Origin of the sequence: Arthrobacter sp. StoSoilB19 (genome assembly GCF_019977275.1) — a bacterium.
Taxonomy (GTDB): Bacteria; Actinomycetota; Actinomycetes; order Actinomycetales; family Micrococcaceae; genus Arthrobacter.
In genome coordinates this window covers 2161827-2178099 of the sequence record NZ_AP024650.1, presented here as the reverse complement: position 1 = coordinate 2178099, position 16273 = coordinate 2161827, and the positions used below count along the sequence as shown (strand labels likewise).

Here is a 16273-nt window from a genome sequence, read left to right as displayed (position 1 = left end):
CTGATACGCTGGGTATCGTGAACTTTCAGGACACGCGCTTTCCAGCGACGGTTGAGCTGCCGTCTTCCGCCAGCTCTGACGGCCGTTCGGCGCGCTGGCAGAGCCACCGGGAGGAACGGCGCCGCGAACTCATCAAGCAGGCCCGCCGCGCTGTGCACGCACTGGGCAGCGACGCCTCCATGGAGGACATTGCAACGGCGGCAGGAACCTCGAAGTCGGTCTTTTACCGGTATTTCGGGGACAAGGCCGGACTGCAGCAGGCCGTGGGCGAAGTGGTCCTCAGCCAGATGCAGCACCGCATCCAGGAAGCAGCGCAAAGCGCTGTGACCCCCCGGGAAGGTTTACTGGCCATGGTCTCGGCATACCTGCAAATGGCGGACACCAGTCCCAACGTGTACACGTTCGTCACGAGCTATGCCCCCGGCGACCCCGCCAACCCGCCGCACCCGTCGGCGGCAGGCGGCCCGCTGGGCCACTTCTTTGACGCAATTGCGGACATGATCGCCACCCCCATGCGGTCGCACCTGGGCGACGACAGGGAAACCGTCATCGGCTACTGGCCCAAGGCGGCAATCGGCCTGGTGCGGAACGCCGGCGAACAATGGCTCAGCACTCCGGACTCCCCCTCCAAACCAAGCCAGGAGACCATGGCGCGCCAGATAACCGCCTGGCTGTGCGTGGGCATAGCCCCCGAACTCACTCCCGCCCCACCGACCACCAAGTTATCCGCCAAAGAAGGACTGTGACATGACTGACGTAGTGGACCGCCCCGCCCGCAAGGGGCTTCGCCCCGCGGCGACCCCTGCAGCCAAACCCGCAGGCAGCAGCCCTGCCCCCGCCGTCGACGTCGAGGCACTGGGCCGGCAGCTCCTGGGCAAGTGGGCCGACGTGCGGCTCCAGGCAAGGGACCTGGCCGCCAGGCCGGAACTGCACAAGACCGAGGGCCTGACGCACACCGAACACCGCGCCCGCGTGTTCGACCAGCTCAAATACCTTGTGGACAATGAAGCCGTGCACCGCGCCTTCCCGGCGGCACTGGGCGGTTCCGACGACCACGGCGGAAACATCGCCGGGTTCGAGGAGCTGGTGGTGGCTGACCCGTCCCTGCAGATCAAAGCCGGCGTCCAGTGGGGACTCTTTGGATCCGCGGTGATGCACCTGGGCACCGCAGACCACCACGCCAAATGGCTGCCGGGAATCATGAACCTCGAAATCCCCGGCTGCTTCGCCATGACAGAGACGGGCCATGGTTCGGACGTGGCCAGCATTGCCACCACCGCAACCTATGACCCCGCCGCCGGGGAATTCATCATCCACACCCCCTTCCGCGCCGCCTGGAAGGACTACATCGGCAACGCCGCCATCGATGGCCTGGGCGCCGTGGTGTTCGCCCAGCTGGTTACCCGCGGGGTTAACCACGGGGTGCATGCCTTCTACGTTGACCTGAGGGACCCCGCCACCAGGGAATTCCTGCCCGGGATCGGCGGGGAGGACGACGGCATCAAGGGCGGCCTGAACGGAATCGACAACGGCCGGCTGCACTTCACCAACGTCCGCATCCCGCGGACGAACCTCCTGAACCGGTACGGCAACGTCGATGCCGACGGGACCTACACGTCGCCCATCGCCAGCCCCGGCCGGCGCTTCTTCACCATGCTGGGAACGCTGGTGCAGGGCCGGGTGTCACTGGACGGTGCCGCCGTCGCAGCGTCCAAAGTGGCCCTGAAAGCAGCCATCCAGTACGCCACCGAACGCCGCCAGTTCAACGCCTCGTCGCACACGGAGGAAGAGGTCCTGCTCGACTACCAGCGGCACCAGCGGCGCCTCTTCACCCGGCTTGCCACCACTTACGCGGCCGGCTTTGCCCACGAGCAGCTCCTGCAGAAGTTCGACGATGTCTTCTCCGGTGCCCACGATACCGACGCGGACCGACAGGACCTGGAAACCCTGGCCGCAGCGCTGAAGCCGCTGAGCACCTGGCACGCCCTGGACACCTTGCAGGAATGCCGGGAAGCCTGCGGCGGCGCCGGCTTCCTGATTGAGAACCGGTTCGCATCACTGCGCGCCGACCTGGACGTGTATGCCACCTTCGAGGGCGACAACACGGTGTTGCTCCAACTGGTGGCCAAGCGTCTGCTGGCCGACTACGCCAAGGAATTCCGCAGCGTGGACTTCGGCGTGCTGGCCCGGTACGTGGTGAACCAGGCTGCCGGCGCAGCTGTCCACCGCACCGGACTGCGCCAGGTGGCCCAGTTCGTGGCCGACACCGGTTCGGTCCAAAAGGCTGCCATCGCGCTGCGGGACGAGGAAGGCCAGCGCGCCCTCCTTACCGACAGGGTGCAGACCATGGTGGCCGAGGCCGCGGCTGCTTTGAAGGGCAGCAAACGGCTGCCGCAGGACCAGGGCGCCGCCTTGTTCAACCGGCACCAGAACGAACTTATTGATGCCGCCCAGGCGCACGCCGAACTGCTGCAGTGGGAGGCGTTCACGGACGCCCTGCAGCAGGTGGACGACCCCGGAACCAGGAAGGTGCTGACCTGGCTGCGGGACCTATTCGGCCTGTCCCTGATCGAGAAGAACCTGGCCTGGTACCTCATGAACGGCCGGCTCTCCATGCAGCGGGCACGCACCGTGGGCGGGTACATCAACCGGCTGCTGGAGAGGATCCGGCCCCATGCCCTGGACCTGGTGGACGCCTTCGGGTACGGCGGGGATCACGTGCGGGCGGCCATCGCAACGGGCGCCGAGAAAACCCGGCAGGACGAGGCCCGGGCCTACTTCCGTAATGAAAGGGCAAGCGGGCAGTCGCCCGTGGACGAGAAAGTCCTGATTGCCAGGACGGCAGCGGCCCGGAAGGCCTGATCAGCCGCCGGCGCGCAGGCCCGGAAAGCACGACGGCGCCGCTCCCCCTGGCTGGGGAGCGGCGCCGTCGTTGTTGCCGTCCTTAAGCGTCCGTGGCGGTACGCTCAGCGGGCCGCAGGCAGCACCGAGCGGTAGACCTCAAGGGTGGTCTCCGTGATGGACTCCCAGGAGAAGTGCTTTTCGGCGCGCTCCCGGCCTGCCTCTCCCATTGCGCGGGCCCGTGCGGGATCGGATACCACCTCGGTGAGGGCCTCAGCGAACTCCTTGACGAACTTTTCAGGATCCAGGGGCGTGCCGGTGCCGTCGGTCACCTGCTCCAGGTCCACCAGGAGTCCGGTCCGGCCGTGCTCAACCACCTCGGGGATACCGCCCGTGGCGCTGGCCACCACGGCTGCCCCGCAGGCCATGGCTTCGAGGTTGACGATGCCCAGCGGTTCATAGATGGACGGGCACGCGAAGGCGGTGGCATGGCTGAGCACCTGGATCAGCTCATGGCGCGGCAGCATCCGTTCGATCAGGACAACGCCTGTGCGCTGCTTCTGCAGCTCTTCGATGAGCGCTGCGGTTTCGGCTGCCAGTTCGGGGGTGTCGGCGGCGCCGAGGCACAGGACCAACTGGACATCGGCGGGAAGCTTCGCCGCCGCCCGCAGGAGGTAGGGGACGCCCTTCTGCCGTGTGTTTCTTCCCACAAAGACGACGCTTGGCTTGGCGGGGTCGATGCCCAGGGCGCGGACGGCGTCGTCGTTTTCATCACGCTGCCAAAGCTCCACGTCGATGCCGTTGTGGACCACGCGGACCTTTGTGGGATCCACGTTGGGGTAGCTGCGCAGGATGTCCTGGCGCATGCCCTCGGAGACGGCGATGATCGCCGCAGCCGCTTCATAGGCCGTCTTTTCCACCCAGGAGGACAGGGCGTAGCCGCCGCCGAGCTGCTCAGCCTTCCAGGGCCGCAGCGGCTCAAGGCTGTGCGCGCTGAGAACGTGCGGGATACCGTGCAGCAGGGAGGCCAGGTGCCCGGCCATGTTGGCGTACCAGGTGTGCGAATGGACCAGGTCCGCGCCTTGGACGTCGGGCACGATTCGCAGGTCCACGCCCAGGGTCTGCACCGCTGCGTTCGCCCCGCCCAGGTCCTCCGGGACCTGGTAGGACGTCACGGTCGCGCCATGGTAGTCGGCGTCGCGGGGAGCCCCAAAAGCACGAACCTGCAGGTCAACGTGCTTGCTAAGCACCCTGCTCAATTCGGCTACATGCACCCCGGCGCCACCGTAGATCTCCGGCGGGAACTCTTTAGTCACAATGTCTATTCGCACAAGACCCAAGGTAGTCCTTCACGCATAACTGTTCTAGTGTGAAGGAGTCCGGGCCTACCGGACTGTCTTGGGGAGTTACGAAGGCGTACAGGAGCGACCATCATGCCGTTAACGAAAAAAGTCCTGGCCATTGTCCTCGCAGGTGGCGAGGGAAACAGGCTGATGCCATTGACGGCAGACCGGGCAAAGCCCGCCGTGCCCTTCGCCGGCAGCTACCGCCTCATCGACTTCGCGCTGTCCAACTTGGTCAATTCCCGCTACCTCCAGATCGTGGTGCTGACGCAGTACAAGTCGCACAGCCTCGACCGGCACATCTCCGAGACGTGGCGGATGTCCACCCAGCTGGGCAACTACATCGCTTCGGTTCCCGCCCAGCAGCGCGTAGGCAAGAGCTGGTTCCTGGGCAGCGCCAACGCCATCTACCAGTCCCTGAACCTCATCCACGACGCCAACCCGGACATTGTTGTGGTGGTGGGCGCCGACCACGTGTACCGCATGGACTTCGCCCAGATGGTGGCACAGCACGTGAACAGCGGTGCCAAGGCAACGGTGGCGGCAGTGCGGCAGCCGCTGCACATGGCCGACCAGTTCGGCGTCATCGAAGTGGACCAGAACGATCCCCAGAAGATCGCCGCCTTCGTTGAGAAGCCGTCCTCCACGCCCGGCCTGGCTGCCGATCCTTCACAGTTCCTGGCCTCCATGGGCAACTACGTGTTCGACGCCGATGCCCTGGTGGCTGCGCTGCACGTGGACGCTGAGCGCCTGGACACCAAGCACGACATGGGCGGGGACATCATTCCCTACTTCGTCAACCGCGGCGAGGCCGGCGTTTACGACTTCACGCTCAACGACATCCCCGGCTCCACCGAACGCGACCGCACCTACTGGCGCGACGTTGGCACCATCGACTCCTTCTACGACGCCCACATGGACCTCATCTCCCCGCTGCCGGTGTTCAATCTCTACAACTCCGAATGGCCCATCTACACGCGGCAAAGCATTTCCCCGCCGGCCAAGTTCGTCCGCGGCAAGAACAACACCGTGGGCACGGCGCTGGATTCGATCGTCTCCAGCGGCGTGGTGATCTCCGGCGGCGTGGTGGAAGGCTCCGTGCTGTCCAACGACGTATACGTGGCCACCAGCGGCAGGGTCATCGACTCGGTACTGATGGACAAGGTCCAGGTGGGCGAAGGGGCAGTGATCAACCGGGCCATCCTGGACAAGAACGTCAAGGTGCCAGCTGGTGCCGCCATCGGACTGGATCCGGACCTTGACCGCGCCCGCGGCTTCAAAGTCACCGATTCCGGCATCACTGTCCTTGCCAAGGGCCAGGAAGTCCCTGAGCCGGGCGAAGAGGAACGCCGGCTCGCTGCACGGCACCTCAGCCAGCTGCCCAACGCCGTGAAGGCCGCCACGGACCAGTACCCGAACATGCGCGAGGCCGCGGACAAGGTGGCTGACACGCACGCCGCCGCGGCCGCGGAAGCCGCGCCCGGCGCCAGGGTTTCCTGACCCCGGGCCCTCCCCAAAAGGCATCCTGCAGGCCGGGACACCGCTGATGGTGTCCCGGCCTGCGGCGTACGCTGTAAAATTTCCCCAATGAGCTCCCCCGATCTGACCCCTGAGGACATCCAGGCCTGCCTCAAGGTCCTGAACACCATCCACGCCTATGACGAGGAGCACCCGGACTACATCTCGGTACGCCGCGCCACCGGAAAGATGTTCAAGGCCGTCAAGCGCCACCGCAGGGTCACCAAGCGCGACTCGATCGCCGACGCCGACCGGGCCGTCATTGCCCAGACGGCCACCGCCGCACCGGACCGGATCGATGACGAGACCCGCGGCAACAAGCTGGCGCCCTCAGCCACCGGCAAGATTGCGGGCCACCTCATCCGGTCCCGCCCCTGCTACATCTGCAAGCAGCACTACACGCAGGTGGACGCCTTCTACCACCAGCTCTGCCCCGAATGCGCTGCCTTCAGCCACAGCAAGCGCGACGCCCGGACCGACCTGACCGGCCGCCGCGCCCTGCTGACCGGGGGCCGCGCCAAGATCGGGATGTACATCGCCCTCCGGCTGCTGCGCGACGGGGCGCACACCACCATCACCACCCGCTTCCCCAAGGATGCGGCCCGGCGCTTCATCGCCATGGAAGACAGCGGCGAGTGGCTGCACCGGCTCCGGATCGTGGGCATCGACCTGCGCGATCCTGCCCAGGTCATGGCACTGACCGACTCCCTCAACGAGGCCGGTCCACTGGACATCATCATCAACAACGCCGCCCAGACTGTGCGCCGCTCCGGCAACGCCTACAAGCCGCTGGTGGACGCCGAGGACGAGCCGCTGCCCGCGGCGCTTGAAGCGGCCAACGGCGGCCCCGAACTGCTGACCTTCGGCCATGCCCATGACAAGCACCCGCTGGCGCTTGCAGGCAGCGTCACCGAACATCCGGTCCTGGCCGGCGACGCCATCACATCACTGGCATTGTCCACCGGATCCGCATCGCTGGAGCGGATCGCTTCGGGGACCGCCATCGACGCCGGCGGCCTGGTCCCGGACCTTGCCACCATCAACAGCTGGACCCAGGTGGTGGACGAAGTGGATCCCCTCGAGATGCTCGAGGTGCAGCTCTGCAACGTCACCGCGCCGTTCCTGTTGGTCAGCCGCCTGCGCGGGGCCATGAAGCGCTCCTCCGCACGGCGGAAGTACATCGTGAACGTCTCAGCCATGGAGGGCCAGTTCTCCCGCGCCTACAAGGGCCCGGGACATCCGCACACCAACATGGCCAAAGCCGCGCTGAACATGATGACCCGCACCAGCGCCCAGGAGATGCTGGACACCGACGGCATCCTGATGACCGCGGTGGACACCGGCTGGATCACGGACGAACGTCCCCACTTCACCAAGGTCCGGCTCATGGAGGAAGGCTTCCACGCACCCCTGGACCTGGTAGACGGCGCGGCCCGCGTTTACGATCCAATCGTCATGGGCGAAAAGGGCGAGGACCAGTACGGTGTCTTCCTGAAGGATTACAAGCCCAGCCCTTGGTGAAGGGCGTATGCTCACCGCATGAGCAACGAGTCATCTACCCAAGTGCAGAACCTCGAACACCATGAATGCTGGGCCCTGTTGCGTACCGTGTCCGTGGGCAGGCTGGCAGTACTGGTTGAGGGACGCCCGGACATCTTCCCGGTGAACTACACGGTGGACGGCGGCACGCTGGTCTTCCGGACCGGCCAGGGAACCAAACTCTCGGCGGCGACCGGCGACGATGCCGCAGTAGCCGTGGAGGCGGACGGTGTGGACGCCGACACGGGCCTGGCATGGAGCGTGGTGATCAAGGGCACCGCCGCCCTGGTCAAGAGCACCGAGGAGGTGCTGGAGACCTCCCGCCTGTACCTCTTCCCGTGGCAGTCGGGGCGGAAGGACGCATTCGTGCGCATCACCCCGGACTCAGTCACGGGCCGCCGCTTCAAGGTCACTGATCCGATGACATGGTGGACCCAGATCAGCAGCACCGCCAGGACGGCGCCGGAATAGAGCCGGCGGCCCGGGTTCCCCGGCGATGGAAGCCGGGGAACCTGACGTGGCTCAGGCGAGCTGCGTGATCTCCACGCTGACTTTCAAGGCGGACCCGCCGCCTCCGGACAGGATGCCCTTGAGCGGTGGCACGTCACGGTAATCCCGTCCGCGGGCCACCGTGACGTGGAAGTCGCCGGCGGGTTTGTGGTTGGTGGGATCCCAGCTGCGCCAGTCACCGTCCCACCATTCCAGCCACGCGTGCGACTGCCCGGCCACGGTCTCGCCGATGCCGGCGCTGGACCGCGGGTGCAGGTAGCCGGACACATAGCGGGCCGGAATGCCGCAGCTTCGCAGGGCACCGATGGCCAGGTGCGCCAGGTCCTGGCACACGCCCTGGCGCTGGCCCCAGGCTTCCTCCGCATTGGTGGTGACGGCGGTGGAGCCGGACATGTACGTCATCTCCCCCCGCATCCAGGCAAAGACGGCCATGGCGGCCTCGTGCGGGTTTTTCCCGGCCACGACGTCCGGGATGATGCCCAGCACTTCGTCGCCCGGCCCGCTTAGCCGGGACTGCGGCAGCCAGTCGCTGAACGCATCCAGCGTCTCCGGGGAGGCAAGGACGTCCCAGCCCACGATGTCCGCTTCAGCCGGGATCTTCTCGGCACGGTGGACTTCCACCGTGATGTTGGAGACCACCTCGAGGTTCTCGTGCGGCATCTGCATGTCGAACGCGGTCACCCTGGTCCCCCAGTAGTCGCGGTAGGTGCTCACCGCCGCCTGGGACGGGGACACCTTCACCACGGACTCCAGGACCACCTGCTGCGAATCCGTCAGCGGCGTCATCCGGGCCTCGTTGTAGGACAGGGTCACCCGTTTGTTGTACTTGTAGGCCGTCCTGTGGACGATGCTCAACCGGGTCATGACACTTCTCCCACCCAGGCAAGTTCGTCCGCCTGATTGAAGTACTTACGGGAAATGGCATCCGAGGCCTGGGACACTGCCTTCTGTACACGCTCCATGTGCTCGGGCAGTTCGGACATGAGGTCATCCGTCCGGTGGAACTCAAGGAAGGTCCGGGCCTGCCCCACGATGCGGCGGGCGTCGTTGATGAAGCCCACCCGCTGCGCGGACGGGTCCAGCTTGGCCAGGCACTCGTCGGCGTCCCGCAGCGCGTAGACGATGGAGCGGGGGAACAGCCGGTCCAGCAGCAGGAATTCCGCGGCGTGCTGGTCCCCGAATGCCGCCCGGCGGGTGCGCAGGAAGGATTCATAGGCACCGGCGCAGCGCAGCATGTTGACCCAGGACATGCCGGCGGAGAGCACGTCGCGGGTGGACAGCATCCTGGCCGTCATGTCCGCGCGTTCCAACGAACGGCCCAGGACCAGGAAGAGCCAGCTTTCGTCATGGCTCACTGTGGTGTCGGCAAGGCCGCTGACCATGGCGGTGCGCTCCAGGGTCCAGTTGCAGAAGCGGTAGGTGCCCACCACGTCCTTGCGGTGCTGGCTCAAGCCGTAATAGGTGGTGTTCAGGCTCTCCCAGAGGCCCGAGGACACGGTTTCGCGGGCACGGCGGGCATTCTCACGGGCAGCACCCAGGGAGCCGGCGATGGACGTGGCGCTGGTCTTGTCGTAGGCCAGGGCATGGAGCAGTTCCGGCAGGCCGAAGTCCTCGCTCTGCGGCCGGGCACCCATGACCGCCAGCAGTTCCTGGGCCACGCTCTTGCGCTCCTCCATGGGGAGGTGGTTCAGGCGTTCCAGGTGAACGTCAAGGATGCGGGCGGTTCCGTCCGCCCGTTCGACATAGCGGCCGATCCAAAACAGGGACTCGGCAATACGGCTAAGCATTCGCGGCTACCTCCAGCGTGCCCGGAACAGTGAAAGGGAAATGCCCGACGGCGGCGCGGCTCACTGCTGCTGCTCCGACTGGCGGTCGCGCCAGTTGCTTTCCACCGGCCACACGGAGACCCGTTCACGGACCGTGACGGACTGCCGGGGCACGGTTTCCACCGGCATCTGGGGTGAATCGGCCAGGACCCAGGTGTCCTTGGATCCGCCGCCCTGGCTGGAGTTGACGATCAGGGACCCTTCCTTCAGTGCCACGCGGGTCAGGCCGCCCGGGAGCACCCAGACGTTGTCGCCGTCGTTCACGGCAAAGGGCCGCAGGTCCACGTGCCTCGGGCCGAATTTGTCCCCGCCCAGGGTGGGAACGGTGGAGAGCTGCAGTACCGGCTGGGCAATCCAGCCGCGGGGGTCCGCGATGATCCGCTGCCGGAGGGCGTCCAGTTCGTCCTTGGAGGCATCCGGACCGATGACCAGGCCCTTGCCGCCGGAACCGTCAACGGGCTTGACCACCAGCTCCGCGAGGTTGTCCAGGGTGTACTCCCTGGCCTCCTTTTCCTCCAGGCGGAAGGTGTCCACGTTGGCGATGATGGGTTCCTCGCTGAGGTAGTAGCGGATCAGTTCAGGCACGTAACTGTAAACCAGTTTGTCGTCGGCCACGCCATTGCCCACCGCGTTGGCGATGGTGACGCCGCCGGCGCGGGCGGCATTCACCAGTCCGGGGCAGCCGAGCATGGAATCGGAGCGGAACTGGAGCGGGTCAAGGAAGTCGTCGTCGATCCGCTTGTAGATGACATCCACGCGCTGTTCACCGGCCGTGGTGCGCATGTAGACGCGGTTTCCGCGGCAGATCAGGTCGCGGCCCTCCACCAGCTCAACGCCCATCAGGCCGGCCAGGAGGGTGTGTTCGAAGTAGGCGCTGTTGAACACCCCGGGCGTCAGGACGACGACGGTGGGATCGTCCACGCCCGCGGGTGCGGTCTTGCGCAGGGCGGAGAGCAGGCGGCGCGGGTATTCCTCGACGGGCCGGATGAGCTGCTGGCCGAAGGCCTCGGGCAGGCCCTTGGCCATGGCACGCCGGTTCTCCAGCACGTAGCTGACGCCGGAAGGGACGCGGACATTGTCCTCCAGGACCCGGAAAGTGCCCGCGGCATCGCGGACCACGTCGATGCCGGAGATGTGGACCCGGACCCCGCCTGCCGGCTCGAAGCCGTGGACCTGCCGGTGGAAGTGGGCGCTGGTGGTCACCAGCTGGCGCGGGATCACGCCATCGGACACCACGGTCATCTTGTCGTAGACGTCGTTCAGGAAAGCTTCCAGGGCGCGGACGCGCTGGGCAACGCCCTTTTCCAGTACGTCCCATTCCGCCGCCGGGATGACCCGGGGAACGATGTCCAGCGGAAAGGGCCGCTCCTCGCCCGCGTAGTCGAACGTCACGCCGCGGTCCAGGAAGGTGCGGGCCATGGAGTCGGCGCGTGCGCTGACGTCCGCCAGGGAGAGCTTCCGGAGCGCGTCCGCCACCTGCCCGTACGAGTCCCTGGCCTGCTGCCCCGGGGCGAACATCTCGTCGTAGGCTCCGGTGCGGCCTGCGGCCTCGGAGTAATCCTGGAATAGGTCTGACATGTCCAATAGCCAACCATCTTTTTGTTTCGAATTCATTACTGCCATCCATTCTGGCGTGTTGGCGCCAATGGCCCGGTTCGTACTTTACGGGCACTGTCGGGCACAGTAGGTGAGTGCCAGTCAGCAGAAGCCTTCCAGCGCCGGGCCACGGCGGTTCCGGACCCGGGATTGCCCGGCTGGTTCCGGGTCTGCTGACCGCCGCTGCCGCCGTCGCGGCGGCGTTCCTGGTGCATGGGCTGCTGCCGGCCCTTCCTGCCATGACCCTGGCCGTGGTCCTTGGCGTGCTCGCCGCCAACCTGCCCGGTGCCGGCGGCTGGACGGCGGGCCGGGCCCGCCCGGGACTGGACTTCGCCGGCAAGCACCTGATGCGCGGTGGAATCGTACTCCTTGGACTGAAGGTCAGTGTCATGGACGTCCTGGGCCTGGGGTGGCTGGCACTGGTCCTGATCGTGGGCGTCGTGGCCGCCAGTTTCGGCGGGACGTACGCGATCTCGCGCCTGTTCCGCCTCCCGCCCGTGACGTCACTGCTGGTGGCCACCGGATTCTCCATCTGCGGTGCCTCCGCCATTGGCGCCATAGCCGCGGTCCGGCGCATCCGGCATGTGGAAACCGTCCTGCCCGTGGCCCTGGTCACCCTTTGCGGGACGCTGGCCATCGGCGTCCTGCCCCTCCTCGCCGAGCCCCTGGGACTCACGGCCACAGTCTTCGGGGCGTGGACCGGCGCGTCGGTCCACGACGTGGGCCAGGTGGTGGCCACGGCGCAAACCGCAGGTACCGCTGCCCTGGCGGTCGCCGTCGTCGTTAAGCTCACCCGCGTGCTGCTGCTGGCGCCCGTCGCCGCCCTGGCGGGTGCGCATCACCGCAACGGCGTGCGGGCCTTGGGCGCCGAGGGCGTGACAGCGGAAATGCCTCCGCTGGTGCCGCTGTTCGTGGTGGGCTTTGTTGCCATGGTGGGCCTGCGCTCCACGGGCTGGCTGTCCGGCGGCTGGCTGGACCTCGGGGCCACGCTGCAGGACATCCTGTTGGGTGCGGCCCTGTTTGGCCTTGGCTCTGCGGTGCGGATCCGCACCCTGCTCCACACCGGCGGGCAGGCACTCCTGGCGGCCCTCGCGTCCTGGCTCCTGATCGCCGTGTTGGGCCTGGGTGCCGCCTTCCTGATCGCCGGCTGAGCCAATGAATCAGCACCGTGATTAGATAGCCGGGTGTCACATGAGAATCTGCAGCGCCGTGAAGCCGCTGAACGTTCAGCACTTGTCCGCACCACCAGTTACGACATCTCCCTGGATGTGCGGCAGGCAGCGGATCCGGCGGTCCCCGGGTACACCAGCCGCAGCGTCATCACCTTCACCGCAAACCCCGGTGCCACCACGTTCCTGGATTTCATCGGCAGCGACGTGCACAGCGTGTTCCTCAACGGCAAGGGGTTGCGGGTGGACGACGTGGTGGACGGCGCACGGATCCGGCTGGACAACCTGCGGGCCGAAAACCAGGTCACGGTCACCGGAACAGCGCTGTACAGCCGCTCCGGCGAAGGCATGCACCGGTTCGTGGACCCCGCGGACGGCCAGTGCTACCTGTACACGCAGTACGAGCCCGCCGATGCCCGCCGGGTCTTCGCGAACTTCGAACAGCCCGACCTGAAGGCAACCTTCACCTTCCATGTGATGGCCCCTGCCGGGTGGCACGTTGCCTCCAACGGCGCCGAGGCCAACCGCACCCTGCTGACCAGCGATCCGGCCAGCGCGTGCTGGGACTTCGCCACCACCCTGCCCATGTCCACGTACATCACCACGGTCCTGGCCGGTCCGTATTTCAAGGCCGAGGACCGCTGGCAGGCCACGCTCGACGACGGCACCAGCCTGGACGTCCCGCTCGCCCTCTACTGCCGCGCGTCCATGGCGGACTCCTTCGACACCGCGCAGCTCTTCAGCCTGACCAAGAAGGGCCTCGACTTCTTCAACCGACTCTTCGACTTTCCCTACCCCTGGGGCAAGTACGACCAGGCGTTCGTCCCCGAATACAACCTCGGCGCCATGGAGAACCCGGGGCTCGTCACCTTCACGGAGAGCTACGTGTTCACGTCGCGGGCCACGGACGCCCAGTACCAGGCGCGGGCTAACACGCTCATGCACGAGATGGCGCACATGTGGTTCGGCGACCTGGTGACCATGCAGTGGTGGGATGACCTGTGGCTGAAGGAATCCTTTGCCGACTACATGGGAACGCTCGGTGTTGACCGGGCCACGGACTGGGACACGGCCTGGGTCAACTTCGCCAACAAACGCAAGGCATGGGCCTACGTGCAGGACCAGCTCCCCACCACCCATCCCATCGTGGCGGACATCCCGGACCTTGAGGCTGCCAAACAGAACTTCGACGGGATCACCTACGCCAAGGGCGCCTCGGTCCTCAAGCAGCTGGTGGCCTACGTCGGCTTCGACGCCTTCATCGCCGGGTCGCGGGAGTACTTCCGGAAGCACGCCTACGGCAACACATCCCTGGCCGACCTCCTCGCGGCCCTGGCTGCCGCCTCGGGGCGGGACCTGTCCGAATGGGCCCGGCAGTGGCTGCAGACCTCCGGAATTTCCCGATTGTCCCTGGACCTCGGATCCGCCGGCGGGAAGGACGACGACGGCGTGCCGGGCCGGGTGGCCATCGTCCAGGAAGCAGTGGACCCGGTGACGGGACGTGAGGAGCTGCGCCCCCACCGCCTCCGGGTGGGCTCCTACGATTTTGACCCCGACGGCGCACTGGTGCGGACCGGAAGCATCGAAACGGACGTGGCCGGCGCGCGGACCGTGCTCCCCCAGCTCGCCGGGCAGCCGCGGCCGGCACTCCTGCTGGTCAATGACGAGGACCTGACGTACGCCAAGGTGCGGCTTGATCCGGTGTCGGAAGCCACGGTCCGTGCATCCCTGGACCGGATCAAGGACCCCATGACCCGCGCCCTCTGCTGGACTGCACTGTGGAATTCCGCCCGCGACGGCGAAAGCCCGGCGAGCCAATATGTTGACGCCGTGGCCGCCTTCGGTCCGGCTGAGACGGGCATCGGGGTGCTGCTGAACATCCTGGACAATGCAACTACCGCCGTCGAACGCTACACCCCGGCGGACACCCGTGACAGTGTTCGTGCTTCCTTCCTGGCGGCAGCCATAGCGGAGCTGGACCGGGCGGTCCCGGGCTCCGACGCGCAGCTTGCCTGGGCGCGTACCCTTGCTACCCTCAGCCGGCACGATGCAGCAGCGCTCCCCCGGCTCCGCGGCCTGCTGGACGGCACGTTCCCCGTGGAGGGCCTGGCGGTGGACGCCGAGCTGCGCTGGCAGCTCTGGCATGCGCTGGCCGCCAACGGGCAGGCCAGCGCGGCCGGGCTCGACGCCGAGCTGGCGCGGGACACCACGGCCTCAGGCCGGGCCGGACACGCAACTGCCACGGCATCCCGCCCCGACCCGGAGGTCAAGGCAGCAGCCTGGCAGGCCGCGGTCCAGGGGAATGAGCTCTCCAACCAGCTCCTCACCGCCACGATCACCGGCTTCACCACCGCGCCGCCGGCCTTGTTGGAGCCGTACGTGGAGCCGTACTTCGACTGCCTGCGCACTGTCTGGGATGAGCGCAGCATCGAAATCGCCAGCCGGATTGTCCGCGGACTCTATCCCGCAGCGCAGGACCTGGCGACGGGCACACGCCCCGAAGACCACCCGGTGGTCCGCCGGACGGACGACTGGCTGGCCGCCAACCCCGACGCACCGCACGCCCTGCGCAGGATCATCATCGAGCAGCGCAGCCACCTGCTGCGGGGACTCACCGCGCAGGCCGCCGGGTAATCTGAGCGCTAACCGCGGTGCCAATGGACCCGCCTTGCGCAGTGAAGGCCGGGGCCGGTGCGCACGGGCAGTCCCCGCGCATCGAACCCTAAGGCCAGGGCGCTGCCCGGTTACGGGACCCTATGGAGCCATTCCCTGGTGCCGAACTTGGCGGCCACCCGTTCCTCGGCGGCCGCCAGTTCGTGTCCCGCCAGCTCTGACGGCGTTGCCCCGTAACGCTCGCTGAAGACCGCCATCATCGCCTCGATGATCGCCGTGCGTGCCAGGCCAGTCTGGCGCCGCAGCGGGTCCACCCGCTTCTTGGCGCTGCGGGTGCCCTTGTCGGAGAGCTTCTCCTTGCCGATCCGCAGGACCTCCACCATCTTGTCGGCGTCAATGTCGTAGCTCATGGTCACGTGGTGCAGCATGCCGCCATTGGCCAGGCGCTTCTGTGCGGCCCCGCCGATCTTGCCCTGGTCCGTGGCAATGTCATTAAGCGGGATGTAGAAGGCGTTGATGCCAAGCCGTTCCAGTGCGGCCATGACCCACGCGTCCAGGAAGGGGTAGGAGTCGGCGAAGCTGAGCCCGTCCACCAGGGTCTGCGGCAGGTAGAGCGAATACGTGATGCAGTTGCCGGCCTCCATGAACATCGCTCCCCCGCCGCTGATCCGGCGGACCACGTTGATGCCATGCCTGGCGACGCCGTCGGGGTCCACCTCGTTCTGCACGGACTGGAAACTGCCGATGACCACGGACGGCTCCTGCCAGTCCCAGAACCGCAGCGTGGGCGTGCGAGCCCCCGCGCCGACGGCCTCGGTGAGCACCTCGTCCAGGGCAACGTTGATTTCGGTGGGAAGCACGGTAGGCGCAATGACGTTCCACTCGTGGTCTCCCCAGGAGGTTGCCTTGGCCAGGGCACGGCGGACGGTGACGGCAACGGCGTCCGCGGAGAAGCCGAACAGCACGGCTCCGGCCGGCAGTGCGGCCGTGACGGCGGCTGCGAGGTCCTTGGCGGGCGTGGTGTCCGGCAGGCCGGTCAGTGCGCGGTTAATGTCCTCCAGTGCCTCGTCCGGCTCCAGGAAAAAGTCCCCGCTGACGGAGACGCCGGACAAGGCACCGTCCACCACGGCCAGGTCAACCACCACGAGCTTGCCGCCCGGAACCTTGTACTCGCCGTGCAGGCGCTGGTTGCTGGCGGCATCATGGGCAGGAATATGCGGCTCGGTCATGCTTTCCATCCTGCCCCAGAAAACGGGTGCACGGTTAAAAGCGGAATGCCCGCGCCGTTTCCGGTGCGGGCATTCCATCAGACCTTGGG

General features: G+C 66.9%; 12 protein-coding genes. 7 read left to right on the top strand and 5 right to left on the bottom strand.

What is annotated here, in order from left to right; all coding sequences use genetic code 11:
- The first annotated feature begins 17 nt into the window (after nt 1-17).
- Nucleotides 18-746 carry a TetR/AcrR family transcriptional regulator gene (locus LDO86_RS09940; protein ID WP_018771147.1) on the top strand — a complete coding sequence of 243 codons (729 nt, stop codon included), beginning with the start codon at nt 18-20 and terminating at the stop codon, nt 744-746.
- Nucleotide 747: 1 nt separating this feature from the next.
- Nucleotides 748-2862 carry an acyl-CoA dehydrogenase gene (locus tag LDO86_RS09935; RefSeq protein ID WP_018771148.1) on the top strand — a complete coding sequence of 705 codons (2115 nt, stop codon included), beginning with the start codon at nt 748-750 and terminating at the stop codon, nt 2860-2862.
- A gap of 104 nt (nt 2863-2966) precedes the next feature.
- Here the strand turns inward: LDO86_RS09935 and glgA are convergent, their stop codons facing one another.
- Entirely contained in the window at nt 2967-4172 is a 1206-nt protein-coding gene (gene glgA, locus LDO86_RS09930) for a glycogen synthase (protein ID WP_043425351.1), read from the bottom strand.
- A gap of 102 nt (nt 4173-4274) precedes the next feature.
- On the opposite strand from glgA, the gene glgC reads away from it, so the two are divergent.
- From glgC to LDO86_RS09915, 3 genes are all read left to right on the top strand, one after another.
- Nucleotides 4275-5684 (top strand): glucose-1-phosphate adenylyltransferase, encoded by a 1410-nt coding sequence (glgC, locus tag LDO86_RS09925; RefSeq protein ID WP_018771150.1) that lies wholly within the window; start codon nt 4275-4277, stop codon nt 5682-5684.
- A gap of 87 nt (nt 5685-5771) precedes the next feature.
- The gene (locus LDO86_RS09920; RefSeq protein ID WP_018771151.1) at nt 5772-7223 is read left to right on the top strand and encodes an SDR family NAD(P)-dependent oxidoreductase; all 1452 of its coding nucleotides are present in this window, start codon (nt 5772-5774) and stop codon (nt 7221-7223) included.
- Nucleotides 7224-7241: 18 nt separating this feature from the next.
- Entirely contained in the window at nt 7242-7712 is a 471-nt protein-coding gene (locus LDO86_RS09915; protein WP_026266057.1) for a pyridoxamine 5'-phosphate oxidase family protein, read from the top strand.
- A gap of 51 nt (nt 7713-7763) precedes the next feature.
- Here the strand turns inward: LDO86_RS09915 and LDO86_RS09910 are convergent, their stop codons facing one another.
- The 3 genes from LDO86_RS09910 to LDO86_RS09900 are packed head-to-tail and all read right to left on the bottom strand — an operon-like array spanning nt 7764 to nt 11155.
- The gene (locus tag LDO86_RS09910) at nt 7764-8615 is read right to left on the bottom strand and encodes a transglutaminase family protein (protein ID WP_018771153.1); all 852 of its coding nucleotides are present in this window, start codon (nt 8613-8615) and stop codon (nt 7764-7766) included.
- Nucleotides 8612-9538: an alpha-E domain-containing protein gene (locus LDO86_RS09905; RefSeq protein WP_013600945.1), complete on the bottom strand. Its 927-nt coding sequence runs from the start codon at nt 9536-9538 to the stop codon at nt 8612-8614. The genes LDO86_RS09910 and LDO86_RS09905 overlap by 4 nt, the downstream gene beginning before the upstream one ends.
- A gap of 60 nt (nt 9539-9598) precedes the next feature.
- The gene (locus LDO86_RS09900; protein WP_018771154.1) at nt 9599-11155 is read right to left on the bottom strand and encodes a circularly permuted type 2 ATP-grasp protein; all 1557 of its coding nucleotides are present in this window, start codon (nt 11153-11155) and stop codon (nt 9599-9601) included.
- Between the two features lie 167 nt (nt 11156-11322).
- On the opposite strand from LDO86_RS09900, the gene LDO86_RS09895 reads away from it, so the two are divergent.
- Nucleotides 11323-12324, top strand: coding sequence for a putative sulfate exporter family transporter (locus LDO86_RS09895; RefSeq protein ID WP_043425367.1), 1002 nt, complete (start codon nt 11323-11325; stop codon nt 12322-12324).
- 33 nt (nt 12325-12357) lie between these two features.
- Nucleotides 12358-14976: an aminopeptidase N gene (gene pepN, locus LDO86_RS09890; RefSeq protein WP_018771156.1), complete on the top strand. Its 2619-nt coding sequence runs from the start codon at nt 12358-12360 to the stop codon at nt 14974-14976.
- Between the two features lie 110 nt (nt 14977-15086).
- Here pepN and LDO86_RS09885 read toward each other — a convergent pair whose 3' ends face one another.
- On the bottom strand, nt 15087-16184 hold the full coding sequence (locus tag LDO86_RS09885; RefSeq protein ID WP_018771157.1) for a biotin/lipoate A/B protein ligase family protein: 1098 nt from the start codon (nt 16182-16184) through the stop codon (nt 15087-15089).
- Nucleotides 16185-16273: the final 89 nt, after the last annotated feature.

Coding starts and splice junctions, on each gene's coding strand:
- LDO86_RS09935 (WP_018771148.1), top strand. CDS start 748: ATGACTGACGTAGTGGACCGCCCCGCCCGCAAGGGGCTTCGCCCCGCG.
- glgC (WP_018771150.1), top strand. CDS start 4,275: ATGCCGTTAACGAAAAAAGTCCTGGCCATTGTCCTCGCAGGTGGCGAG.
- LDO86_RS09920 (WP_018771151.1), top strand. CDS start 5,772: ATGAGCTCCCCCGATCTGACCCCTGAGGACATCCAGGCCTGCCTCAAG.
- LDO86_RS09915 (WP_026266057.1), top strand. CDS start 7,242: ATGAGCAACGAGTCATCTACCCAAGTGCAGAACCTCGAACACCATGAA.
- LDO86_RS09910 (WP_018771153.1), bottom strand. CDS start 8,615: ATGACCCGGTTGAGCATCGTCCACAGGACGGCCTACAAGTACAACAAA.
- LDO86_RS09905 (WP_013600945.1), bottom strand. CDS start 9,538: ATGCTTAGCCGTATTGCCGAGTCCCTGTTTTGGATCGGCCGCTATGTC.
- LDO86_RS09900 (WP_018771154.1), bottom strand. CDS start 11,155: ATGTCAGACCTATTCCAGGATTACTCCGAGGCCGCAGGCCGCACCGGA.
- LDO86_RS09885 (WP_018771157.1), bottom strand. CDS start 16,184: ATGACCGAGCCGCATATTCCTGCCCATGATGCCGCCAGCAACCAGCGC.